At 64.0% G+C, this 24206-nt stretch carries 22 protein-coding genes; 6 read left to right on the top strand and 16 right to left on the bottom strand.

Annotation, left to right across the window (positions count from 1 at the left end; genetic code table 11):
- Window positions 1-624: 624 nt before the first annotated feature.
- The gene (locus QRN45_RS01025; RefSeq protein ID WP_284762204.1) at window positions 625-1869 is read left to right on the top strand and encodes a Fic family protein; all 1245 of its coding nucleotides are present in this window, start codon (window positions 625-627) and stop codon (window positions 1867-1869) included.
- 487 nt (window positions 1870-2356) lie between these two features.
- Here the strand turns inward: QRN45_RS01025 and QRN45_RS01020 are convergent, their stop codons facing one another.
- From QRN45_RS01020 to ychF, 3 genes are all read right to left on the bottom strand, one after another.
- Entirely contained in the window at window positions 2357-2860 is a 504-nt protein-coding gene (locus tag QRN45_RS01020) for a hypothetical protein (protein ID WP_284762203.1), read from the bottom strand.
- A 188-nt stretch (window positions 2861-3048) separates the two neighbouring features.
- Window positions 3049-3354 (bottom strand): hypothetical protein, encoded by a 306-nt coding sequence (locus QRN45_RS01015; RefSeq protein ID WP_284762202.1) that lies wholly within the window; start codon window positions 3352-3354, stop codon window positions 3049-3051.
- 1238 nt (window positions 3355-4592) lie between these two features.
- Window positions 4593-5678 (bottom strand): redox-regulated ATPase YchF, encoded by a 1086-nt coding sequence (gene ychF / locus QRN45_RS01010; RefSeq protein ID WP_078108300.1) that lies wholly within the window; start codon window positions 5676-5678, stop codon window positions 4593-4595.
- A 123-nt stretch (window positions 5679-5801) separates the two neighbouring features.
- On the opposite strand from ychF, the gene QRN45_RS01005 reads away from it, so the two are divergent.
- The gene (locus tag QRN45_RS01005) at window positions 5802-7034 is read left to right on the top strand and encodes a DNA recombination protein RmuC (protein ID WP_241710585.1); all 1233 of its coding nucleotides are present in this window, start codon (window positions 5802-5804) and stop codon (window positions 7032-7034) included.
- A gap of 16 nt (window positions 7035-7050) precedes the next feature.
- Here QRN45_RS01005 and QRN45_RS01000 read toward each other — a convergent pair whose 3' ends face one another.
- Entirely contained in the window at window positions 7051-8136 is a 1086-nt protein-coding gene (locus tag QRN45_RS01000; protein WP_241710584.1) for a 4-hydroxy-3-methylbut-2-enyl diphosphate reductase, read from the bottom strand.
- On the bottom strand, window positions 8133-9011 hold the full coding sequence (locus QRN45_RS00995; protein WP_284762201.1) for a hypothetical protein: 879 nt from the start codon (window positions 9009-9011) through the stop codon (window positions 8133-8135). Before QRN45_RS00995 ends, QRN45_RS01000 begins: the two co-directional genes overlap by 4 nt.
- Before the next feature lie 339 nt (window positions 9012-9350).
- Between QRN45_RS00995 and xseA the strand changes: the two genes are divergently transcribed.
- Both xseA and QRN45_RS00985 read left to right on the top strand, forming a co-directional pair.
- A complete protein-coding gene (gene xseA / locus QRN45_RS00990; protein ID WP_241710587.1) occupies window positions 9351-10634 on the top strand; it encodes an exodeoxyribonuclease VII large subunit in 1284 nt (427 codons plus the stop codon).
- A gap of 3 nt (window positions 10635-10637) precedes the next feature.
- Complete coding sequence (locus QRN45_RS00985; protein WP_284762200.1) at window positions 10638-10895, top strand: exodeoxyribonuclease VII small subunit; 258 nt, start codon at window positions 10638-10640, stop codon at window positions 10893-10895.
- Here QRN45_RS00985 and QRN45_RS00980 read toward each other — a convergent pair.
- From QRN45_RS00980 to QRN45_RS00950, 7 genes are all read right to left on the bottom strand, one after another.
- Entirely contained in the window at window positions 10892-11746 is an 855-nt protein-coding gene (locus QRN45_RS00980; RefSeq protein ID WP_284762199.1) for a PPK2 family polyphosphate kinase, read from the bottom strand. The genes QRN45_RS00985 and QRN45_RS00980 overlap by 4 nt on opposite strands.
- Before the next feature lie 50 nt (window positions 11747-11796).
- Window positions 11797-13017, bottom strand: a complete 1221-nt coding sequence (locus QRN45_RS00975) for a pyridoxal phosphate-dependent aminotransferase (protein WP_078108262.1) — start codon at window positions 13015-13017, stop codon at window positions 11797-11799.
- Between the two features lie 229 nt (window positions 13018-13246).
- Window positions 13247-14191 (bottom strand): ABC transporter substrate-binding protein, encoded by a 945-nt coding sequence (locus QRN45_RS00970; protein WP_241710580.1) that lies wholly within the window; start codon window positions 14189-14191, stop codon window positions 13247-13249.
- Entirely contained in the window at window positions 14188-14934 is a 747-nt protein-coding gene (locus QRN45_RS00965; RefSeq protein ID WP_241710579.1) for an ABC transporter permease, read from the bottom strand. Before QRN45_RS00965 ends, QRN45_RS00970 begins: the two co-directional genes overlap by 4 nt.
- Window positions 14931-15641, bottom strand: a complete 711-nt coding sequence (locus QRN45_RS00960; protein WP_284762198.1) for an ABC transporter permease — start codon at window positions 15639-15641, stop codon at window positions 14931-14933. The genes QRN45_RS00965 and QRN45_RS00960 overlap by 4 nt, the downstream gene beginning before the upstream one ends.
- Window positions 15641-16726 carry an ABC transporter ATP-binding protein gene (locus QRN45_RS00955; RefSeq protein WP_274619756.1) on the bottom strand — a complete coding sequence of 362 codons (1086 nt, stop codon included), beginning with the start codon at window positions 16724-16726 and terminating at the stop codon, window positions 15641-15643. Before QRN45_RS00955 ends, QRN45_RS00960 begins: the two co-directional genes overlap by 1 nt.
- A 137-nt stretch (window positions 16727-16863) precedes the next feature.
- Window positions 16864-17322 carry an NUDIX hydrolase gene (locus QRN45_RS00950; protein WP_284762197.1) on the bottom strand — a complete coding sequence of 153 codons (459 nt, stop codon included), beginning with the start codon at window positions 17320-17322 and terminating at the stop codon, window positions 16864-16866.
- 56 nt (window positions 17323-17378) lie between these two features.
- Between QRN45_RS00950 and QRN45_RS00945 the strand changes: the two genes are divergently transcribed.
- Complete coding sequence (locus QRN45_RS00945; protein ID WP_284762196.1) at window positions 17379-18422, top strand: pirin family protein; 1044 nt, start codon at window positions 17379-17381, stop codon at window positions 18420-18422.
- 123 nt (window positions 18423-18545) lie between these two features.
- Here the strand turns inward: QRN45_RS00945 and QRN45_RS00940 are convergent, their stop codons facing one another.
- Window positions 18546-19460 (bottom strand): N-acetylglucosamine kinase, encoded by a 915-nt coding sequence (locus tag QRN45_RS00940; protein WP_284762195.1) that lies wholly within the window; start codon window positions 19458-19460, stop codon window positions 18546-18548.
- Window positions 19461-19493: 33 nt separating this feature from the next.
- Window positions 19494-20468 (bottom strand): LysR substrate-binding domain-containing protein, encoded by a 975-nt coding sequence (locus tag QRN45_RS00935; RefSeq protein WP_284762194.1) that lies wholly within the window; start codon window positions 20466-20468, stop codon window positions 19494-19496.
- A 67-nt stretch (window positions 20469-20535) separates the two neighbouring features.
- On the opposite strand from QRN45_RS00935, the gene QRN45_RS00930 reads away from it, so the two are divergent.
- The gene (locus tag QRN45_RS00930; protein ID WP_502870686.1) at window positions 20536-21834 is read left to right on the top strand and encodes an MFS transporter; all 1299 of its coding nucleotides are present in this window, start codon (window positions 20536-20538) and stop codon (window positions 21832-21834) included.
- A 51-nt stretch (window positions 21835-21885) separates the two neighbouring features.
- On the opposite strand, the gene QRN45_RS00925 is transcribed toward QRN45_RS00930, so the two are convergent.
- The gene (locus QRN45_RS00925; protein WP_284762192.1) at window positions 21886-22857 is read right to left on the bottom strand and encodes an MIP/aquaporin family protein; all 972 of its coding nucleotides are present in this window, start codon (window positions 22855-22857) and stop codon (window positions 21886-21888) included.
- Window positions 22858-22999: 142 nt separating this feature from the next.
- Entirely contained in the window at window positions 23000-24163 is a 1164-nt protein-coding gene (locus QRN45_RS00920; protein ID WP_264636672.1) for a trans-sulfuration enzyme family protein, read from the bottom strand.
- Window positions 24164-24206 lie beyond the last annotated feature (43 nt).

Below are 24206 nucleotides of genomic sequence, written 5' to 3'. Positions count from 1 at the left end.
TCGTGGAGGACAGCCAGGCCATCGGTGAAAGCACCCGCAACTGACCTGTAGCGCAGTCCCGGTCAAGGATCCCTTAGCGGGATACGTGGGTCACAATGCCGCCGACAAGTGGGCTCAGAGGACGCTAAGAACAGTTGCAGACGGTCTACCACACAGTCAGTGTTTGGCGGGCTGCGTAGGGTGATGGCCGCCCCTCCTCCTAGGCGCGACAGCGGCTACATCAGTGAGGGTTTGATCCCCCGAGGTCCGGTTCTCGTCATCACGGGTGGCCATAGAACGGCCCCTCTCTGCGCGTTGCGTTCATCATCTCAGAGCGCTCCGAAGTCGCCACGGACTTGACGATGACTCGCATTCGCTGTCGGCCACGACGTCAGGGGCCTCCCGTTGTCCCGGTGCCGCGAACTCTCGGAGGTACTCGCCGGGACCTGGGTTCCCCCGTTGAATCTCTCCCGTCACCGCAGACAGTGATCCCGCGGAGCAATGCTTCTGCGTATGGAGGCGACCAGAGGCCGAGACGGTGCCGTGGCCCTCATTCAATGTCTATATGAGAGAATCTGTAGTGGATTCTTACGCTTAGGAGTATAAATGTAAGAATCCACGAGATATTCTTACAGTTAGGCGATCATGGAGCAGCCTAAGCACGGCGACGGCACCTACGGGCACGTCACCTTGGGCGGTGCATTGACCTGGCCGGCGGGCGAGTATGAAAGCTACGAATGGACCGGGACCCAGGACGCCTTCCGTACCAGCAACTATCTGTCCGGGATGGCCGGGCAGCCCTATGAGGCGTTCATCCCGTCGACTATCGCAGAATCGGCCTACCTCCCCTCTCCCGGGGTCGCGGCCCTGGCCGAGGAAGCCACCCAGGAGATCAGCCGGTTCGACGAACGCTACGGCAAGCACCTGCGCCCGTTCGTGTCTCTGATGCTGCGCAGTGAGTCCGTCGCGTCCTCCCAGATCGAAAACCTGACCGCCAGCGCCCGCAGCCTGGGCGAGGCCGAGCTCGGCGTGGAAGACAAGGCCAACGCCACCTTGGTCGTCCGCAATGTCCGGGCAATGGAGACAGCGCTGGCCGCCGCCGACCACCTGACGCCCGAGAGCGTCCTGGACATGCACCGGGCCCTGATGGACGGCACGTCCGACGCCGACGTCGCCGGACACTGGCGCGAGCAACAGGTCTGGATCGGCACCAGCCAATACAGTCCAATCGGCGCCGAATTCGTCCCGCCGCATCACATCCGCGTCCCGGCGCTCATGACGGACGTCATGGACTATGCCCGGCGCCAGGACGTCCCGGCGATCGTCCAGGCCGCCATCGCGCACGCCCAGTTCGAGACCATTCATCCGTTCGCCGACGGCAACGGCCGCACCGGAAGAGCCTTGCTGCACGCCATGCTCAAGCACCGGGGCGTGGCCTCGCATGTCACTGTCCCCGTCTCCGCCGGGCTGCTCGCCAACGTCGGCGGCTATCACGCTGCTCTCACTGCCTTCCGGGCCGGGGACCCGGAGTTGATCATCACCGTGACTTCGGAGGCCGCGTTCCGGGCCATTGAGAACGGCACGACGCTTGCCAACGACGTCGTCGCCATCACCGAGGGCTGGGCCGACGGGATCACAGCACGCCGCGACTCGGCTGTGTGGCCGGTCCTGGATCTTCTTGCCAGCCAGCCAGTTGTCAACGCAGCGGTTCTGGAGTCCAAGCTCGGCCTCGACTACATGCGTCAGAAGCGCGCCCTGGACGCCCTGGAGGAAGCCGGGATCGTCGTCGGCGTAGACAAGTTCAAGAAAGGCCGGTTCTGGCGGGCGCCTGACATGCTGGCAGCTCTGGACGCATTCGCGGAACGTGCCGGGCGGCGCGGCCGTAGCTGAGCGAATCGAAGGGGCGGTCCTTTGCCCGGATACGGACTTATACGGAGTTATTGGGGGTTATTGGCATTTTCCTAGAAGTGGCAAGCACTTCCCAAAACCAGCAATCGCCCCCATTACCCGTCGGACCGAGTGGATACTGAACAACCGGACCAACGTCAGTTCCGAGGCCAACCGGCATCAGAAGATTGCCCCAAGGAGACTGACAGCCCCGAGCCGGCAACACGGCAAGATGACCTCTGGGCCAGGTCCGTCGAGACTGACAGCCCCGAGGCCGCCGAGACCATTGCGGTTCGCGAGATGCGGGAGCAATACGACGCCGAGTGTCTGAACGACGAGGACATATGGCTCATGAGGGACGTCTGGCATTCGTGCTGACGATGCCCCTTGCGGGGTTAGCATCCGTATCTACGTCTCCATTCCCATATGGATACTGCGCTGGTCCGACCTATTTCCGCGGCCAAGAAGACTGGACTGGCCGCACCTTCGCCTAGGCATCGTGTCGTTCTCCCTCGCGAAACTTCTCGAGTTGGTGGTTAAGTGCCCGAATCCTGCGGGCTCTCCGCCGAATGCCGACCTCACCGGTCACCGCCATGACCGCATACAAAACCGCACTGATCCAGTAAAACCAAGCACCGCTTGGGTCAATCACCGAGTCATAAACATTCAGTGCGATGAAACCAGCCATCAAAACCGGCAGCACCCAGCGGCCCACTGCCAGACCCCGGCGCCTTCGTTCAAGGGCAGGACCCCAATCTGCGAACAGACTGGCCGCGGGAAGTGTCCCAGTGCGCAGCGCCAGCTCTATTGTCGCGCTCTGCTCGTCGCTAAGATTGTCGGGGTTCTTGACGGTATCCGGCGTGAACAACGGAAAAAAGAAAAGGAACACCGTTATCGTCACGGCATAGATCGCTCCGCTCGGCCATACCTGACCGCGGAATGTTGTCTCGGGATTCAAGACCGCTCCAACGGCGACGAAAAGCTGGGACGCCATCAGTCCCTGAAGGGCCGTGGCTCCCCAGAAAGACGGTCGGGCAATCGTCCGTCTCCACGTCTTATTCATCAGATCCAGGCCCCCAAAGGTCATCGACCATGCCACCGTTCTTGGAAGAGGACTCTACGCCGCCCGGCCGGGCGACAACAGCGACTTGGTGGCAGGTCCAACCAAGATCCGGGCCGTGCTCAGGCGGAGCGGTCGAGCCACCGACGCTCGACCACGCGGCGCTTCACCTGTCCGGCGTGGACCCAGAACTCGCGGGCGCGGCGGTAGTAGGAGAGTTCCCATAGCACCTGCACGAGCACGTGCTGGTCGGTCCACGCGCAGGCGAAGCCCTTTTCCGTGCAGGCCGGTCGCTCGTCGTCGAAGGTCAGCCGCACCCATACCGGGACCGCCTGGTGCGCGCGCACGGCACGGGCCCAGTCGATCCCCGTATCGGGGACCACGACCGGATCCGGTTCGGGTTCGCCGCTCTGATTCAGTCCGCTCATGGCTGAATCATGGCACCAGGGACTGACAGTGTCTTGCTTTAGTCGTCGGTATCGTCTTCTACATCGTTGCCAGGCGCCCACGCGTCAAGCTCGACGACGGCAACCACAGCTTTCCCATTGGCAGCGTAATCGGAGCCACAGTTGTCCGGCTGATCTCGGCAGCGATCCACGTTCGGATCGTCACGGACGGATTTCGACGGTAGGCCTCCGTTGCGAACGGACTGGGTCTCGGGACTGCCCCGGATTTCGTTGACTCAAGGAGTCAAGCAAACCCGGGGCGGTCCCATACCAGGTCCCTAGCCCTGATAAAACTGGGTCGGCACTTGCGTCGACAGGGCGTTGGCGGCGGGTGACATTGCAGGGAAGGCCGTGCCGGCACGGACAGGTCGGTTCGGACCACGAGAAGTGCGAAGGCGTTGGCATCGGATTCGGGGCCTCTGCGGGAAGCAGCGGAGCCTCGGCAGCAGGGTTCGGCGGGGTTCAACCACCGTAGCTACACCCAGTTATGGGGAGTCATCGGGGTCTTTCCTGCAAGCGGCTAATACCGCAAAAACTTTCATCGCACGCAGCTGAATCTGCCCCGTCACCGCGCTTTTTTCACGCCCGACCCATCCTCGTCGTAAACCTGCGTATGACCTCGGAAACTCGGTTCTTCTCCCACATGAGCGAGTTCAGTGGGATCCCCTGCTGGTGGATGGGTTGGTCCAGCGGCAGGGAAGGATTGTCCTGCCTCCAGGAACCCAGAATCTCAACGACGTCATGGCCAAGTGCTGAGGCGTTTTCCAACCTGATGAGGTCTTTAAGTGTGATCCATGCCGCCGACGCGCAAAATTCCGGTGTGTATCCCGGTGATGCCAAGCGCTCCTGGGTCCGGTGTTGGACCGGCAAGCTCCATGGCAGCCCTGTTTCGCCAGTCAGTACTAACGGTATGAACACAAATTACAACCGAAATCGACAGATCTACTACCGGCCAGGCTCTTCGCCGCGTCGTGTCATGAGACCAGAAGATCCAGTCCTCCGGGCAAAAACCGCTTCTGAACTGGGAAAACAAAGGAGCCAGGCGTTCTAAACGCCTGGCTCCTTCATTCTTCAATATGGTGGAGGCACCGGGACTCGAACCCCCGAACCCCCTGCTTGCAAAGCAATAGGGAAGGGCCGCCCGCGGTAAGGCGGGGCTGGACAGATTTTCTGACATCCAGCGTGACTAAACTGACCCACGTTAAACGAGCCCGCCAAGGTTAGACGTTGAAGCGGAACTCCACCACATCGCCGTCGGCCATGACGTATTCCTTGCCTTCAATACGCACCTTGCCACGGGACTTGGCCTCGGCCATCGACCCGGCGTCGATAAGGTCGTCGTAGGAGACAACTTCGGCCTTGATGAATCCGCGCTGGAAATCCGTGTGGATGACTCCGGCGGCCTGCGGCGCGGTGTCGCCTCGGTGGATGGTCCAGGCGCGGGCTTCCTTGGGACCGGCGGTGAGGTAGGTCTGCAGTCCGAGCGTGTGGAAACCGACGCGTGCCAACTGGTCCAGGCCGGATTCGTCCTGGCCATTCATCTCAAGCATCTCGCGGGCTTCTTCCTCGTCGAGTTCGACGAGATCGGATTCCAGCTTGGCGTCGAGGAAGATGCAGTCCGCCGGCGCCACCATGGCGCGCAGTTCCTCTTGCTTCTCCGGGTTGCCGAGGATTCCTTCGTCCGAGTTGAAGACGTAGATGAAGGGCTTGGCCGTGAGGAGGCTGAGCTCCTTGAGGTGCTCCATCTCGAGCTTGTCGCTCTTGATGGAGGAGAAGATCGTGTCGCCCCGTTCCAACACGGACTGGGCTGCCAGGATCGCAGCGAGTTCGGCAGCTTCCCGCTTCTTGATCTTGACTTCTTTTTCGATCCGGGGAATGGCCTTTTCAATCGTTTGGAGATCGGCCAGGATCAGTTCGGTGTTGATCGTCTCAATGTCAGAGCGGGGATCGACCTTGCCATCGACGTGGACAACGTCGGGGTCGTCGAAGACGCGGATGACCTGGGCGATGGCTTCTGCTTCGCGGATGTTCGCCAGGAACTTGTTGCCCAGGCCTTCGCCTTCGGAGGCGCCCTTGACGATTCCGGCGATGTCAACGAACGAGACGACGGCGGGCAGGAGGCGCTGCGATCCGAAGACCTCCGCCAACTTCTGCAGGCGCGGATCCGGGAGGTTGACGACGCCGACGTTTGGCTCGATGGTGGCGAACGGGTAGTTCGCGGCCAGCACCTGGTTGCGGGTCAGTGCGTTGAAAAGAGTTGATTTGCCGACGTTGGGCAGTCCGACGATGCCAATAGTAAGAGCCACGAGCATTGATTCTACCCGTTGAGTGCCCCTGTCCGCTTTGCGGGGAAGAACCCGGGAGCCCACGCCCCGGTGCCGTGACCCGGCTTCGCTAAATTGTCCTACCCCTATGCCAAGGTTGGAAGCATGGATGGTTTCGCAGTAATTCTCGCTTTGTTCATGCTTCTTCTCGGAGGGGCCGCCGGTGTGGTGGCCGGCTTCGTCCTGTTCCGGCGCCGGAATGCGGCGCTCGAAGAAGATTTCGACGGCGTCTCGGCCCGGCTTGCCTCGGTGAACGCCCAGTTTGCCGCGGCCGACGCCGAACGGCGCCTTCTGCTGTCGCAGAACCGTGAACTGAGCGAGTCCAGGAACCAGGATGGCAGTGTATTGCGTGCCCTCGCCCCGGTCGCAGAGAAGCTGACAGCCGTCCAGCAACAGGTCTCCCTTCTGGAACGGGATCGTTTGGAGCAGTACGGCCAGCTTGCCCAGCAACTCCAGGAAGCCCGGCTGTCCGATGAACAACTGCTGCGCTCAACGCACGCCCTTGCCTCCGCCCTACGGTCCAACAGTGCGAGGGGCCAGTGGGGTGAAGTCCAGCTGCGCCGGGTGGTGGAAGCCGCCGGCATGCTGCGCCACGTCGATTTCCACGAGCAGGTGCACTCCGCTTCCGCCGACAATGCCATCCGGCCGGATCTTGTGGTCCAGTTGCCGGGTGGAAAGCAGTTGGTAGTGGATGCAAAGGTTCCGCTGGCGTCCTACCTCGCTGCCCAAGAACAAGGCAGCACAGGACATGGCGACACCAAGCACTCCGCGGAGAACGGCATCCTGTCGACGGGCAATAGCACTGATGCCCTGCTGACCGCGCATGCGAAGGCGCTCAAGTCCCACGTGGATGCCTTGGGATCGAAGAAGTACTGGGACATCCCCGGCAACTCACCCGAGCTGGTGATCTGCTTCCTGCCCGCGGAATCCATCCTGGCCGCGGCCCTCGAAGCGGACCCGGCACTGTTGGATCACGCATTGTCCAGGAATGTGGTGCTCGCGTCCCCCGGCACCTTGTTGGCAGTTCTCAAGTCCGTTGCCTTCACGTGGCGCCAGGACGTCTTGACGGACAACGCCCGGGAACTCTTCGAGCTCGCCCGGCAACTGTACGAACGGATGGGCACTCTCGGCGACAACGTGGGCAAATTGGGTTCGTCGTTGAAGACCTCGGTGGATCGCTACAACGCACTCGTCGGAACGCTCGAAGCACGCGTTTTGCCGACGGCACGGAAACTCAATTCCATGGACACCGACGGCCTGGTGTCACCGCCGGCGGTGGAAGCAGTACCGCGGACCCTCGCCGCACCCGAGTTGATCGAAGGAGAATCCGCGGCCTGAGGGCCTTCGGCCCCGACTACGAGTTCGGCCGGTTCCCGCGTCCGCCCAGGGCGCGTGTGACGTCTCCGGCCTCTTTGAGGGTGGCGCGCAGTTCCTTCGGCAGGGAGAACAGCAGGTCTTCCTCCGCCGTCACCACCTCTTCGACCGCACCGTAGCCGTAATCGGCCAGCAATCGGAGAACGTCCTGGACCAGGACCTCGGGAACGGAAGCACCGGAAGTTACGCCCACGGTGGCGACGCCTTCGAACCAGCTCTCGTCCACCTCGTTCGCGAAATCGACCCGGTAGGAGGCTTTGGCGCCATACTCAAGCGCCACTTCGACGAGCCGCACGGAGTTGGAAGAGTTCGCAGATCCCACAACGATGACGAGGTCAGCTTGCGGGGCAATCTTCTTGATGGCCACTTGACGGTTGGTGGTGGCATAGCAAATGTCGTCGCTGGGCGGATCCTGCAACGTGGGGAACCGCTCCTTGAGCATCCGGACGGTTTCCATCGTCTCGTCGACGCTCAGGGTGGTTTGCGAAAGCCAGATGGTCTTCTCCGGATTGCGCACGGTGACCTTGTCCACTTCGTGCGGACCGTTGATGATCTGGATGTGGTCCGGGGCTTCGCCCGCCGTTCCTTCCACTTCCTCGTGACCGTCGTGGCCGATGAGGAGAATGTCGTAGTCTTCCTTGGCGAAGCGGACGGCTTCGCGGTGCACCTTCGTGACAAGCGGGCAGGTGGCATCGATGGTGCGCAGGCCGCGGTCTTCGGCAGACTGCACGACAGCCGGGGACACGCCATGGGCGGAGAAGATCACCAGGGCGCCTTCGGGTACCTCGTCCGTCTCCTCGACGAAGATGGCACCCTTCTCCTCCAGCGACGTGACCACGTGCACGTTATGCACGATCTGCTTACGCACGTAGACCGGCGGACCGTAGTGTTCCAGCGCCTTCTCCACTGCGATGACTGCGCGGTCGACACCGGCGCAATATCCGCGGGGTGCCGCGAGCAGGACTCGTTTGGGGCCGGAAACCGGAGCGGCGGCCAGCACCTCTTCCGGCGTCCGACGCCTACGCGGGACAGAGGGCATCGGAATGGAAACTGCTGAGCTGGTCATCCCTCCATGCTACCGGCAGCATTCGCCCGCACGCTCGGCCTCGTCTTGCGGGAGAAGATCACGACGAGCAGGCCGAGAAGCACAAACACTCCGGCGGCAATCCATGCGTTGGTGATCCAGCCGGTGAAATTGTCGACCGACGCCGCCACCAACTCCCGCGCGAAAAGCCCACCCGTGGCGGTTCCACCCAGGCCTGCATCGCCTGCGCCCTTCAGTACGGTCGTCGCCACTTGCCACAACGCCGCGACGGCGGCCAAGCCCAGTCCGGCGAACAGGAGAACCACGCCCCTGCGTTTAGCGGCCAGCAGCCCCAGGGCAAACAGCAGGACGGCGCCGAGGCCGGGGATCCACCACATCGGGGCGTACGCCGCGATGGCGTCCACCTGTTGGCGCTGGGCGGGTCCACCGATGTTGATCACGGTGGAGTCCGGCGTCGAAATCGGGAGGCCGGTTGCCGCGTGCAGCCGGTCCGCGGCGATCTTGACCAGGGGCCCGACGTCGAGCACCAGGGATGTCCCCGAGGTCGAGTTCCCGGGGCCTCCGTTGCCCGTGAAATTCAGTTGGTGGCTCCGGCGTACGGTTTCATTCCACGCTTGCGGGTATTCGGGCCATGTGGTCATTGCCGTGGCCGCGTCCTTGAGGAATGAAGAACCAAGTTGTTCCACGGGCGCCGGTAGATTGACTTTTGATTCAAGGCTTGCGACGGCGGTGGCAGCCAGGCGGGCCTGGAACGACTGGTCCTTCCCGATCGGCGCGGTGAGCGCCACAAACCCGTCTTCCCGGACGATATTGGCGTCCGTCCATGCCATAGGGACGGCGATTCCTGTGAGCAAAAGGGCAAAGATCACCGCGATTGCAGAGACGAACGTACGCAATGGATTCCTCAAGATTGGAGTGCAGCAGTTCCAGGCGGAGCGACGACGGGTAAATGTCGGTCATGCATGCTACAAGGTATGGATAGAGTTGGAAGCCTGCCGCCGGCTTTCCGGTAGCGATTTTAAGCAGCACTGGTAGCAGCAGTGCTTCCGGCACCCCTTAGCAAAATACCAGCGAGGACGGAACCATGCACAAGCCATCCGCAGGAGGCTACCCGCGTGTCCCATGATGCCCTACCCGGCGGCGCGCCGCGGGCGTTGCCGATTTCGGGGCTCCCCGACGCCGGAGCCCGGGAAGAGACGTCCTCCGGGGAAGAATCCACGAAGGCAGAGTCAACCCTGCCCGCGACGGCGTCGGAGACAAGTCCCGACAATCCTTGGCCGCTGCAGCTGCTGTCCCGCAAGCTCAAGACTCACATAGAACGCGCCCCGGCAGCCTGGATCGAAGGCCAGGTCATCGAACTCAACCGGCGCGGAAGCAGCGCTTTCGTGACGCTGCGGGACACCGACGCCGAAATCTCCTTGCCGGCGTCCCTGTGGTCCAATGTCCTGGACCGCCAGAAGATGCCGCTTGAGCGTGGCTCACGCGTCGTGGCCCTGGTGAAACCCGAATTCTGGCTCAAGACCGGTCGGCTCAACATGTCCATCAAGGACATCCGTCCCGTCGGCCTCGGCGATCTCCTCGCGAGGATCGAGCGCTTGCGCCAAGCCCTTGGCGCCGAAGGGCTGTTTTCGGACACGAGGAAGAAGCGGCTGCCCCTCCTCCCCCACCGGATCGGGCTTATCACGGGCCGCGATTCGGACGCCAAGAAGGACGTTCTGCGCAACGCTGCCCTTCGCTGGCCCGCCGTCGAATTCGCCGTCCGGGAGGTTGCAGTCCAGGGCGTCACCGCAGTCAACCAGATCCTGGCTGCGCTCAAGGAACTCGACGCCGACCCGCACGTGGATGTGATCGTGATCGCCCGGGGCGGCGGAGCCCTGGAAGACCTGCTTCCGTTCAGCAACGAGGAACTGGTCCGGGCAGTATCCGCGGCGACCACCCCGGTGGTCAGCGCTATCGGCCACGAAGCAGACCACCCCATCCTGGACGATGTCGCAGACCTTCGCGCTTCCACGCCCACCGACGCCGCGAAGAGGATCGTCCCTGACGTCGTCGAGGAATTGGCGACGGTACGTCAGGCCCGCGAGCAGCTACGCCGCGGCGTCGGCCGCCTGGTGGACCGCGAAACGGATCGACTCCACGCGTTGAGATCGCGACCTGTACTGGCGTCACCCGAGGGAATGGTCACGGCACGGGAAGAGGACATCGAGCGCCTCCGGAAACATGCACACACCGCGGTGAGCTCCGCGGTTGTCCGCGCCCTTGACCAAGTGCATCACCTCCGCGCCCAGGTACGGGCGTTGTCCCCCCAAAAGACGCTCGACCGCGGGTACGCCGTCGTCCAGGTTGCCGGGGCGGACGGGGTGGGCCACGACGTCGTCCGGAGCCCGGACCAAGCCCCTGAAGGCACTGGACTGACCCTTCGGCTGGCGGAAGGCCGCCTTGCCGCCGTATCTTCCGGATCCTCCGAATCGTCCGGAACTGCCGCCCACCCGAGCAAGCACCAGCAAAACGAGGACTAAGAAATGACAGCAGAAAGCACATCCCCTGCAGCCAAGGCTACGGCTGAGAACCTGGACGCCCTCAGCTACGAGGAAGCCCGTGAGCAGCTCATGGCCGTTGTCGGCCGCCTTGAAGCGGGTGGAGCGAGCCTTGAGGAATCACTCGCCCTCTGGGAACGCGGCGAAGCTCTTGCGAAGCGATGCGAGGAGTGGCTGGAGGGCGCCCGCAGGAGGCTGGCGGCGGCCCGGAGCAAGGGCGAGGACAGCCCGACCGCCGGCTAGGAGCGGACGGCCAGGGCCCGTTCCGCCGACACGTCGAAGTCGGCAGCGGGCCACGCCAGGTCCAGCTTTTCGAGGGCCTCCAGGAGAAGTTCCTGGACAGCGATCCTCGCAAACCACTTCTTGTTCGCCGGAACCACATACCAAGGCGCCACTTCGGTTGAGGTTTTCTCGAAGACGAGTTGGTAGGCCTCCATGTAGGAATCCCAAAACGCGCGCTCCTTGAGGTCGCCGGTGCTGTACTTCCAGTGCTTGGACGGGTCGTCCAAGCGCGCAAGCAGGCGTTCCTTCTGTTCATCGCGGCTGATGTCGAGCATGACCTTGACGATCGCCGTGCCTTGTTCGGCGAGGCGTGCCTCGAACTCATTGATGGCAGCATAGCGCCGCTCCAGTTCGGCCTCGTTGGCCCAACCGTGCACCCGGTGAATCAGCACATCCTCATAGTGCGAGCGGTCAAAGACCCCGACGAATCCAGCGTCGGGAAGGGACCTCTCAACCCGCCAGAGGAAATCGTGGGCTTTCTCCTCGTCCGTTGGAGCCTTGAACGGAGCGACCTTGACTCCTTGGGGATCCATGGACCCGACGACGTGCTCGACAATCCCGCCCTTGCCGGCAGTATCCATGGCCTGGAGGATCAGCAGCACGCGTTTGGACGATCCGAACTTTCCCTCCGCAAAGAGCATCTCCTGCAGTTCGTCCAAGCGTTCGTCCTGGGCGGCAAGCAACGCGACGCCGTCAGACTTCTTCCCTTTGTAGCCCGGCGTGGATTCCGGGTCCACACCGGACAGCAGGAAGCCCGGGCCGGCCTTCAGTTCCTTTGACGGACTGTGCTTGAAACGCACTGCAGCGGCCATGTGGGCTTCTCCTCTGGTCTGGCCGCAGTCGTCGCGGCCTGCACAACAGGCTAGTTCCCTTGGTACCGACCGAGGAAGTCCGCCATGCGGCCGATCGCTTCTTCAATATCCTTGACGTTTGGCAGGGTCACCATGCGGAAGTGGTCCGGACGCACCCAATTGAAGGCCCGTCCGTGTGAGACGAGGATCTTCTGTTCCCTGAGCAGGTCGAGGACGAATTTCTCGTCGTCGCGGATGCGATAGACCTCGGGGTCCAACTTCGGGAACAGGTAGAGGGCTCCCCTGGCCTGTTGTGTGCTCACGCCGGGGATGGCATTGAGCAGGTCGTAGGCTTTGTTCCGCTGTTCAAGTAGCCTGCCGCCGGGCAGGATGAGATCGTTGATGCTTTGGTGGCCCCCGAGGGCGGTCTGGATGGCATGCTGTGCCGGCACGTTGGCGCACAAACGCATGTTGGCGAGCAGGTTGATGCCCTCGAGGTAGTCTGCGGCGTCCTTCTTGGGACCGGAGATGGCCATCCAGCCGGCACGGTAGCCGCACACCCGGTAGGCCTTGGACAGTCCGCTGAACGTCAGGCAGAGGACGTCGTCGCCGGTGAGCGCGGCAAGGTTCACATGGACGGCGTCTTCGTAGAGGATCTTCTCGTAGATCTCGTCGGCGAACACCACAAGGCCGTGCTTTTCGGCCAGTGCCACGATCTTCTTGAGGGTCTCCTCCGGGTACACGGCACCCGTGGGGTTGTTGGGGTTGATGACCACGATGCCCTTGGTTTGCGGCGTGATCTTGGATTCCATGTCCTCAAGGTCCGGCTGCCAGCCCGATTCTTCGTCACACAGATAGTGGACCGGACGGCCGCCGGCCAGTGCTACCGAGGCGGTCCAGAGCGGGTAGTCGGGAGTGGGGATGAGAATCTCGTCTCCCACTTCCAGCAACGCCATGAGCGACATGGTGATGAGCTCGCTGACGCCGTTGCCAAGGTAGATGTCGTCAACGTGGATGTTTTGGATGCCACGGGTCTGGTAGTACTGCGAAACGGCGGTACGGGCCGAGAAAATTCCGCGCGAATCGCTGTAACCCTGGGCATGGGGCAGATGGCGGATCATGTCCACCAAAATCGCGTCCGGCGCTTCAAATCCGAACGGTGCCGGGTTTCCGATATTCAGTTTGAGGATGCGGTGACCCTCTGCCTCCATCTGCTGGGCGGCCTGAAGAATCGGTCCACGGATGTCGTAAAGGACATTATGAAGCTTGGTGGACTGCTTGAATTCTGCCATTCATCAAATATGCCACACCGGGGATGTACTTCCGTTGAGACATCACTCACATTGACGACGACGGCGGCGAGGCCCCCACAAGGGTTCCTCACCGCCGTCGTCCTTTGCACGGGCCTCCGCCGCCTGGGCCCACGCCACCGAGGGGCCCCAATCGAGCTTGCGAGTTTTGGGGAGGTGGCGGGGAGGGTTCCCTGGACGAGCGGAGCGAGGCGAGGGAGGCGGTGGGGACTTACTTCACGATCCCCTTGTCCTTGAGCCAAGCGGCTGCGGCATCCTTGGGATTCTGCTTCTGGTTGCCGCTCACGGCGCGGTTGAGGTTGATGAGGTCGTCCGTGGTCAGAATCTTGGACACGTTGTTGAGCGCTTGCTTCGCCTTGTCCGTCATCTTGGCCATGTTGTACAGCGGGAGGACCTGCTGGGCCTTGAAGTTGTTCTTGGGGTCATCCAGGACCACCAGCGCGTTGTCCTGGATGGACGGCGTGGTGGTGTAGATGTCGGCAACCTGGACGTCGTTGGAAAGCAGCGCCTGCAGTGTCAGGTTGCCGCCTCCGTCGCTGAACGGCTTCAGGCCCTTGAGCACGCAGTTGTAGTTGGCCTTGAGGCCCGGGAGTCCGTAGGCGCGGGTCTCAAAGGTTGCCGGTGCCGCAATCGTGAAGTCTCCACAGTTCTTGGCGAGGTCTTCGATGGACTTGAGCTGGTACTTTTCCGCCGTGGCCTTCGTGACAACCATGGCGTCCTTGTCTTCGGCCTTGGCGGGGTCGAGTACTCCCAGGCCCTGCGGAAGCTTCCCGGGAAGCGCCTTGTAGACGTCGTCGGCGGAGACCTGCGAGGCGTTGGTGTCCAGGTAGGACAGGAGGTTACCGGAATAGTCGGGGGCGAGGTCGATCGAACCGTCCTGGACCGCCTTGAAGTAGATCTCGCGGGATCCGATATTGGGCTTCGTCGTAGCGGTGACGCCGGCGGCGTTCAGTGCTCCGGCGTAGATTTCGGCGATGACCTGGCTCTCGGGGAAATCTGCCGAGCCCACGACGAGCGAGCCACCGGCCCCGGAGGGGGCGTTGGTGGACGGGCTGGACAGCGGGCTGCCGCCACATGCGCTCAATGCAAGCGCAATGCCGACGCCGGCCGCCAGGCCGCCGAGCCCGCGGCGGGTCAGGGTGACGGGTTGCTTCATGCGGTACCTCCTTGAACGGCAGCCCCCGCTGGTGCGGTGGCTGCGAGATCTCCGGCGGCCTTGTGGCCGCCGTGGGAATCGATGGAAAGCCCGGGCGGGAGGAGCATCCTCTGCGCCAAGGCCAGAACGAGGTCGACGGCGATTGCCAACGCCGCGATGAGCAGTGACCCGCCGAGCATGCGGGGGAAGTCCTGAAGGACCAATCCGTCAAAAAGATAACGCCCCAGGCCGCCCAGCGGAAGATACGCCACCACGGAAACCGTTGCGATGACTTGGAGGACCGCAGTGCGGATGCCGCCGAACATGACTTGGAGTCCGTTGGGCAGCTCCACACGGAACAAGATCTGGAGTTCTGTCATGCCCATGGCCCGTGCACCGTCAACCACCGTCGGATCCACGCTGGAAATCCCCGCGTAGGTCCCGGCCAGGAGGGGCGGCACGGTCAGGATGACCAGGGCCCAGACGGGTGGCATGAGACCGCTCCCGGCCAACAAGGCGAAGAGTACAAGCAGGCCAAGGGTGGGAAGGGCTCGCAAAGCGCCGGCAAACGCCACGGCAACGACGCGCCCGTGTCCCGTGTGGCCGATGAAGAGACCCACCGGCACGGCGATGGCCGCGGCAATCACCAGCACCAGCCCCGAGTACTGCAGGTGCTCCACGAGCCTCGTGGCGATTCCGTCGCTTCCTGACCAGTGGGCCGGATCCGTGAGCCACGCGATGGTGTCAACGAAGATGTTGCTCATCGGCCTGCCTCCGCGTGGACCCGGGCATCAGCGATGAACTGCGCTGTTTTGCCATCCTGCTTGGCGGTGACCGCACCGGCCCGCGTCCAGGGCGTCAGCAGCTTCTCCAGAAGGACCAGGACGGTGTCCATGACGAGGGCCAGCAGGAGGATCGCGATGATGCCCACCACCACCTCTGTGACGAACGCCCGCTGCAGCCCGTCAGTGAACAGCATTCCCAAGTTCCCGACGCCCAGGAGCGCGGCGACGCTCACGAGGGAGATATTGCTGACTGACACCACGCGAAGGCCCGCAAACAGCACCGGCAGGGAGAGCGGAAGGTCGATCTGCAGGAAGCGTGCGGTCGGCTTGAATCCCATGGACACAGCCGCCATGCGGAGGTCGTCGTCCACGGAATCGAAGGCGTCCATGGCAGCCCGCACCAGCAGGGCAACGGCATAGAGGGTGAGGGCGACCACCACATTGAGCGGATCCAGGATCCGGGTTCCCAGGATCGGCGGCAGGATGATGAAAAGCGCCAGGGAAGGAATGGTGTAAAGCAGCGAACTTCCCGTGGTGACCACGGCCCTGAGGGTACGGTTCCGACGGGCCAGCTGCCCCAGGGGCACCGCGATGAGCAGTCCCAAAACCATGGGAATCAAAGCCAGGATGAGGTGCTCGCCGGCCCGTTCGAAGACCATGCCGCTGTTCGCCAGGAACCATTCCATCAGGGGGCGTCCTCCCGGTTGTGCCGGGTCACTTCGATCAGGGCCAGCACTTCATCGGCTTTGAGGACGCCGACGAGCCTGCCGTCGTCGTCAACCACCACGCCAAGGCCGGAAGGCGAGGACAAGGCGGCATCCAGCGCCCGGCGGAGCGTATCCCCGCGCCGGAACAAAGAGCCTCCGGGAATCAGCCCGGCACCGTCGCGTGGCGAGGCCCACCCCAGGGGCCGGGAGTCGCCGTCGAGCACCAAGGCCCATTCTGTGCTCCCCGCGGCAACCTGCGGGACCTCCACCGTCTTGACCGGATGTACCGGAACAGCTTCGGCGCCGTTGAAGGCAAGGTGCCGGAATCCCCTGTCGCGGCCCACGAACGAGGCGACGAAGTCATTGGCAGGGGCCCGGAGGATCTCCTCCGGTGCCGCGTATTGCGCCAGTTTGCCTCCGACGGCGAAGACGGCCACTTTGTCACCGAGCACGGTGGCTTCGTCGATGTCGTGGGTCACGAAAACAATGGTCTTGGCCAGTTCGCGCTGCAGCCGCAGGAGTTCCTGCTGGAGTTCGTCGCGGACCACCGGGTCCACGGCGCTGAAAGGCTCATCCATGAGCAGCACGGGTGGGTCCGCTGCGAGCGCACGGGCTACCCCGACGCGCTGCTGTTGGCCGCCGGACAATTGGGACGGGTACCGCTTGCCGAGCACCGAAGCCAGCCCGACGACGTCGAGCAGCTCTTCCGCGCGTTTGCGGGCTGCCGCCCTGGAAACGCCGTTGAGCCGTGGAACGGTGGCAATGTTGTCCAGGACCGAACGGTGCGGCATGAGTCCCGAAGACTGCATGACGTAGCCCATGGAGCGGCGCAACTGGGCGGCAGGTTCGTTCGAAACATCCTTGCCGTCCACGGTGATGGTGCCCGAGGTGGGATCCACCATGCGGTTGATCATCCGCAGGGACGTGGTCTTTCCGCAGCCCGAGGGCCCGACGAAAACGGTGATGGCACCTTTGTCGATGGACATGCTCAATCCATCAACGGCGGGTTGCCCACCCTGATACTGCTTGGTGACGCTCTGGAACTCAATCATGGCTTCAGCCATTCCGGGGCTTACCTAACTTTTCGGGCCGCAAATATCAACGATGGAAGTCAATCAACAGTGAACTGATGTTCTACAGCCTAACCAGCGCCACCGACGATGTCAGCGCAGGCGCGAAGACCGTAATGAATCGGCAATGCTCAGGGCGACTGCAGTTTTCCGTTGAGTGGCCGCTCGCTGTGCAGGCGGAGGCCGATGTCCACCAGCGATACCCGGTTCAGTCCGGGAACCTTGCCCAGCGGCACCCATGCGGCGTGGGTGGTGCTGCCGTCTATTTCGTGTGTCAATTCTCCGCCCGTGATGCTCGCCTCGTAGACCAGCCGGATGGCCTGGAAATCACGGTCGGATCCGTCCAGCCGCTCTTCACCCGGCCAGTGGCCGACGTCGATTCCGAGCATCGTCCCGATATCGGCGTCGTACCCGGTTTCCTCTTGGATCTCGCGGCGACAGCCGTCCACGGGATGCTCCCCCAGGTCCAGGCCTCCTCCGGGAAGGGTCCAGCCTTCCTTGCCGTCTTGCTTCCAATAGGCGAGGAGGATCGCTCCGTCGCGGATGACCACTCCGTACGCGGCCGGGCGGGTGTCGAACTGGATGCTCATGGAGCCAGCCTAGGCCTAAGCTGGAGGGAACACCGTTCAGCACAGGGAGTTGCATTGTGACCAACTTGGAAACGGCCCCGTCGCAGGAAGTCTGCCCGGCCGGACATCCCGGGCAAGGACCCTTTGTGCAGCTCTGGCCGGCCCGCGAGGTTCCCCTCGGCGGCGTCCGGGCCATGAATGTCTCCCGCACTCTCCCCCAGCGCGGGATGCCGACGGTAGGAGCCTGGTGTTTCCTCGACAGCTTCGGCCCGGATCGCGTCGCAATGAGCGTCCTTCCCCACCCGCACATGGGATTGCAGACGGTCACCTGGCCCCTCGACGGCGAGGTGCGGCACCGCGACAGCGTCGGCAGCGACGTCGTGGTCCGTCCCGGGCAGTTGAACATCATGACGGCCGGCCGCGGCATTTCGCATTCCGAGTTCGGCGTCCTCCCGGCAGGACTCGACCCGGACGCGCCCGACGGCGGCGCTCTCCTGCCGCTGTCCCGCGGCCTGCAGTTGTGGGTCGCTTTGCCCGACGCCGTAAGGCACCGGGCGCCGTCGTTCCAGCAGATCGTGGACCTTCCGGTGGTCGCCGCCGACGGTTTCACGGCGATTGTGCTCGTGGGTGAATTTGCCGGACAACGCTCCCCCGCGATCATGTACAGCCCGATAGTCGGCGTCGAAGTCTCAGCCTCGGGCGCCGTCGAGATGCCGCTGAATCCCGGTTTCGAGCATGCCGTCCTGGTCCTGGACGGCTCCGCGGTGATCGACGGCCAAGAAGTCGACCCCGGTCCCCTGGCCTTCCTCGGCATGGGCCGGGAATCGCTCCGGCTTGAGGCAGCTCCGGGAACCCGCTTCATGCTCCTGGGCGGCGAACCCTTCGAAGAGGACATCCTGATGTGGTGGAACTTCGTGGGCCGGACGCACGAGGAAGTGGAGCAGGCCCGCGAAGACTGGGAAGCCCAGGCCCTCCTGAACGACGAGGATGCCCGCAATGCCCGATTCGGCTGGATCCACGGCCACGGGCCCGACGCCGGAGCTGAAGCCGGGCGCATCGCCGCACCGCCCATGCCGGGAGTCCAGCTCAAGCCGAGGTCCCGGAACAGGGCTACTGGCTAACGGTCCCGACACCCAAATGGCGTGGCGACACAGAGCAGGGCTCGGGACTCCGGTCTCCGCGTGTCGCCGGTCTCTCTCCGGGTCCGCTGGCCGTTTGCGCGTCGCCCCTGGGTCCGTGCCCGGCTAAGGAAGCTCCGCGACAATCCGCGGCACACCGAAAACCGGTTCCTGGTCCAGGACGCGCACATCGGTGATTCCGTGCGCGGCCAGTCCCGCCCGGAATGCGGACTGCAAGGGTTCCACGTTCATCCCGAGCCCGCCGCCAAGAATCACCGGACCGGAGAGGCTCAGTTGCCGGACGGCCTGCGCCGCGAGCTCCGCGAGATCCCGTCCTGCCTGGTCCAGAAGTTGGCGGCTGATCTCGAGCCCCTCGCGTGCAGTCTCGACCACTGCGCTTGCGCGCTGGGCCCAATACCGCCGGTCGGTGTCCTCCGAATGGAAAAGCGCGATGAGTTTGTTTGGATCGTCCACCCCGCAGGATTCCAAAAGGGCCGCTGTGAGGCCATCCGGTGCCAGCCCCTTGTTCATCCTGCGGAGGCTGTGGCGCACCGCCTCACGGCCGAGCCAGTAACCGCTGCCCTCGTCGCCCAGGAGAAAACCCCAGCCGCCGGCACGGGCTTCTTCCCCCTCGGCGTTCTTACCCCAGGCCGCGGATCCGGTCCCGGCGATGACCGCCACTCCCGTGCTGGCCCGGCCTGCCGCCAGCAGGAGGCGGGAATCGTGGACCACCGTGACCTGGGCGCCGGGGACATGGGGTTCGATCAGCTCGGCGAGGGCGCGGGCATCGGCGTCGGTGTCGATTCCGCCTGCGCCGGCGAGGACGCGGTCAACGTCGCCGCCACCGATCATGGCGAAGAGCTCGGCGAGATTCCTGGCCGCCGTCTCCCGGCTGACGTTCTGGACGTTGGAGCTGCCGGTGCTTTCGTCGCGGACCGGTTTGCCGTCTTCGAAACGGACGCCGCGGGTCTTCGTGCCACCGATGTCGAGCCCGATGACCGTTACGTCGGGCCGGGGCGTCGCGTTCTCTGCAGTCTCCACGTCCAAAAGCCTAGCGCGGGCCGCTTGGTGCTCCTATTGGCTTCCGGACCGCGCTTTGACAAGGCCGGCGAGCAGCCCCGGCCCTTCGGAAAGCACGAGTTCGCGGAAAAGCCTGACAGGGTCCGGTTCCTTGCGCCGATCGCGCCAGGCTATCCCTATCTCCCGGTATGCGAGTTCCGAGTCGAGCGGTACTTCCACCCACCCCAGGTCGGTGGAATCCAGAACCCCTTGGGGTCCCGGACCCAGTCCCCCGGGCGGCAGGATGCTGTACCCCAGGCCGGCGGACACAAGCCCGCGGATGGTGTGCGAATCCTGGCTCTCGAAAGCGACCCGTGGGCGAAAGCCCGCATCCCGGAAGATCGCGTCGGTCAGCGAGCGCAGGCCGAAGCCCGGGCCCATGGAAACGAACGGCTCGTGCTTGAGCTCGGCGAGCCGCACGCTGGGCCGCCGTGCCACTGCATGGCGGTGATGGACCACGAGCCGCAGCGGCTCGCGGTACAGCGCCGCCGAGCCAAGGTTCCTGCCCGGACCCGCCACGGGTGCCGTCAACGCGAAGTCGGCTTCACCGGCGATGAGTGATTCAAGGCAGGCGGCGCGCGCTCCTTGGCTCAGCTCGAAAGCCGTGGTGGGATGCCGGCTCCGGAAGGCGCTCATGAGGAGTGGCAACGTCGCCTCGCCGAAGGTGTGCTGGAAGGTTACGGCGATTCGACCGCGGACAACGTCGGACTCGTGGCGGACCACGTCGAGTCCCGCCTGGAATTCCGCGAGCGCCGCCTCGATGTAGGGAATCAGCGTCTTCGCGGCAGGGGTCAGGCGGACGCCGCGCCCCTCACGGATCAGGAGCTCGGTTCCGACGACGGCGCTTGCCCGGGCCAGCGCCCGGCTCACCGTCGATTGGGGTACTCCGAGCAGTTCGGCTGTCTCGGTGACATGTTCGGTGCGGCCAAGCTCGGCCAGCAGTGGCAGCAACGGGAGTAATTGGACCAATTGCTTGTGTTCGATGTCCATGCTTGTCCAATCTCAGATCGACCGCCGTTGCAAATCATCCATATCTGCTATCAATCCTAAATAACTAATGCATTGGAGTCATCACTTAGGCTCGCCCTACTGTGGAAAGGTGAGTACAAGCGCAGCATCCCCGAGCCCTGCCGAGTTCGACTGGGAGGGCCACCTGAAAGGCTCCACCGCGTACCGGCGGATCCTCGCCGGCCTGGCCCTCGCCGGGGTGGCCACCTTCGCGCAGCTGTACTCCACCCAGGCTGTCTTGCCGCTCATGGCGAACGAACTGCACATCACGGCCGCAGGGGCGGCGCTCACCATCTCCTTGGCGACGGTAGGCCTCGCGGCAACGGTGCTGCCTTGGTCTTTCGTTGCCGACAAGATCGGCCGCGTGCGTGCGATGGCCATCGGAATCGCGGCCGCCACCGTCCTGGGCCTGCTTGTCCCCCTTGCTCCCACTTTCCCCCTTGTCCTCGCCTTGAGGGCATTGGAGGGCATGGCCCTCGGCGGTATTCCGGCGATCGCGATCGCCTACTTGAATGAAGAAGTCAACAAAGTGCACGCTGCGCTGGCCGCGGGCAGCTACGTCGCCGGCACCACCCTCGGCGGACTGGCCGGCCGCCTGCTCGCGGGACCCATCGGTGAATTGTGGGGTTGGCGGGCCGCAGCCTTCGCAGTCTCCGTCCTGGCGACAGTGTCTGCCGCCCTGTTCCTGCTGCTGGTCCCGAAGCCGCGACGCTTCACGCCCCGTTCCGCTGGAGGTTTCCGCGGAGCCATGAAGACGCTGGCGGGCCATTCTTCCAATCCGCGGCTGCTGGCCCTCTACGTTCAAGCGTTCCTGTTGATGGGTGGATTCGTGGCTGTCTACAACTACCTCGGATTCCGACTCCACGCCGCGCCCTTCGGACTTCCCGCCACGGTCGTCAGCCTGATTTTCCTGGCCTATTTGTCGGGAACCGTGAGCTCTCGCTGGGGAGCCGGCTTGTCCATGCGATTCGGCCGCCGCACGGTCCTGCTCGCCGGGATAGTGACCATGACAGCCGGCCTTGGACTCACCCTGTGGGACAACATCGCCGCCGTTCTGGCCGGCTTGGTGGTCTTCACCGGCGGCTTTTTCGCCGCGCACAGCATCGGTGCAGGTTGGACCGGGACCATCGCGACGAGCGGCCGCGCGCAAGCCGCGTCCTTGTACAACCTCTTCTACTACCTGGGTTCCAGCATCATCGGCTGGGCCGGAGGACTCGCCTTCCAGGCTTTCGGCTGGACGGCGCTCGCCTTGACGGTCATGGCACTGGCGTGCACGACGGCGGTGATCACCGCCGTCGTGCACCGGTCCCCGGCGCGCCAGGTCGCCGTCGTCGGCTCCTCCGCGTGACCGTGCGCGCGCCGCACGGCTCGGCGGATCAGCCCCGGGATTGAGCTATCCCTAGGCTGCTTGCTTAGGTTCGGACGCCCGGGGGATGTCCGCGCCGGTCCGTCCCGGAAGCGTGGGTTCCGCCAGCAGGGTGCGCGCATGGAGCACATCCCCGATAAACCAGTCGTAGATCAGCACACCGATCACTCCACCGACGAGGGGGCCGACGATCGGGATCCAGAAATACCAACTGAACGATCCGTCTACGGTGCCCGGCATCGCCGTCTGGCCCCATCCGGCGAGCCACGCAAACAACCGCGGTCCGAAGTCACGGGCAGGGTTGATCGCGTAGCCGGCGTTCGCGCCCACGGACATGCCGATCGCCGCCACCGCCAGCCCGATCATGAACGGACCCAGGTTCGCCTGTACGGCGGTATTGCGCACGTCGATGATCGCCACGACGAACAAAACGAGGAAAGCCGTGCCAACAACCTGATCCACCAGCGGCCCCACGGGATTCCCGTTGAAGTACGGTGCCGGGAACGTGGCGAAAATGGAGTAGGTGGCCAGGCCCTTCGGATCCCCGCGCCCGGTGCCGACAGCCTTGTTATAGGCGTCGATGGCATCGTGGTAGAGCAGGTACACCAGCGCGGCACCGGCGAACGCGCCGACAATCTGGGCAAGGATATAGGGGCCCACCTTCTTCCACGGAAACTTCCGCCGTACCGCGAAAGCGAGCGTCACGGCCGGATTGATGTGGGCCCCGCTAACCCCGCCGCCGACGTAGATTGCCATCGTGACGGCGATGGCCCATCCCCACGTGATCAACAACCAGTCGCCGGCGGCCATGAAGATCGTGGTCGACGTCGCGGCCCGTCCCGAGCCGGGCAAGGCGGCAACTGCCATGGCCACGACGCCGTCGCCGAAAGCGATCAGGACAAACGTGCCGAGGAACTCGGCGAGGAGTTCACCCCAAGTACCACCCAGTTGCTTGAGGCCACTTCCCTTGCGGACTGCATTCCTTAGTGGACTGACATCACTCATTCCGAGTGCCTCCTTGAGTCATCCGATTCACCTTTGGAAATTGACAACCCCAGTAATTTCATGGTAATGCGAACGACTCAAGGTAACCAGTCGATTGCCTTGGGTAACCAAGGCTCACGGCAGCTCCGGGATCCGGGACACGCTAACGGGTGGACTCGATAGCCTGGACCAGGTCCTCGATGATGTCGGCCGGATCTTCCAAGCCGATGGAAAGCCTCAGCATGCGCGCCTGGGGCTTGGCCTCCGGGGCCACCGGGCGATGGGTCAGGCCGGCGGGGTGCTGGATCAGCGTGTCGATGCCGCCCAGCGACACCGCGTGCGTGATGAGGCGGACGGCGCCGGGAATGCGTTCCGCATGCTCGGCCGATTCGAGGTCGAAAGCCATCAATGAGCCCGGGCCGCTCATCTGCGTGCCCACCAAGTGCAGGGGATCGCACTCGGGAAGCCCCGGGTAATAGACCTTTGCGACCAGTTCGTGGCTCGTGAGCACAGCAGCGATCTTGTGGGCGTGGTCCTGCTGGGCTCGCACCCGGATGGGAAGGGTCGCCAGGCCCCGGTGCAACAAGTACGCGGGCCACGGAGTCAGGATGCCGCCGGTCACGGCACGGACCCGGCGCAGCCGCGTGGCCCACTCCACGCTCGTTGCCACGACACCGCCCATGGCATCGCCGTGGCCGCCCAGGAATTTCGTGGCACTGTGGAGCACCATCGCGACGCCGTGCTTGAGCGGTTGCTGGAGGATCGGCGTCGCGAACGTATTGTCCACAAGAACCGGAACGTCTCCGGCGTCGGACACGAGGCGGTTCAGGTCCACGAGGTCCAGGCTCGGGTTCGCGGGGGTCTCCACCACCACCAGGCCGGTGTCCGGACGAAGGGCATCCCGCACGCCGTCGGCGTTGACGAACGTGACCTGGTTGCCAAGCAGGCCGCTGGCCAGCACGTGGTCCGTGCCGCCGTAGAGGGGCCGCACCGCAACCACGTGCGTCTTGCCTTCCGATTGGGCGGCGAGCAGCACCGCGCTGAACGCGGCCATGCCTGAGGCAAAACCAACGGATTGCGCTGCGCCTTCGAGCGCCGCTACGCCGTCTTCGAACCTGGCTACCGTAGGATTCCAGAGACGCTGGTACACGGTGCTTTGACCGTCGAGGGGCACGCCGCCCGTGGCCATCTGCTCGTACGCGAGGCCGCCGTCGTGGACTGAAGGCAAAGGCGCAGTGGTTGAAAGGTCGATGGGAACGGCGTGCACGCCCTGTTCCGTGAGTCCTGTCCGGCCCGCGTGGACTGCGAGTGTGTCGATGGCTGTCACAGTTCTCCTTGAATTATTCACCGTTGAATTCGGTTAGTATCTG

The organism is Arthrobacter sp. efr-133-R2A-63, from assembly GCF_030209795.1.
Classification (GTDB): domain Bacteria; phylum Actinomycetota; class Actinomycetes; order Actinomycetales; family Micrococcaceae; genus Arthrobacter; species Arthrobacter bambusae_A.
Note: the sequence above shows the minus strand (reverse complement) of the source record. Positions and strands in the feature narration are given on the sequence as shown.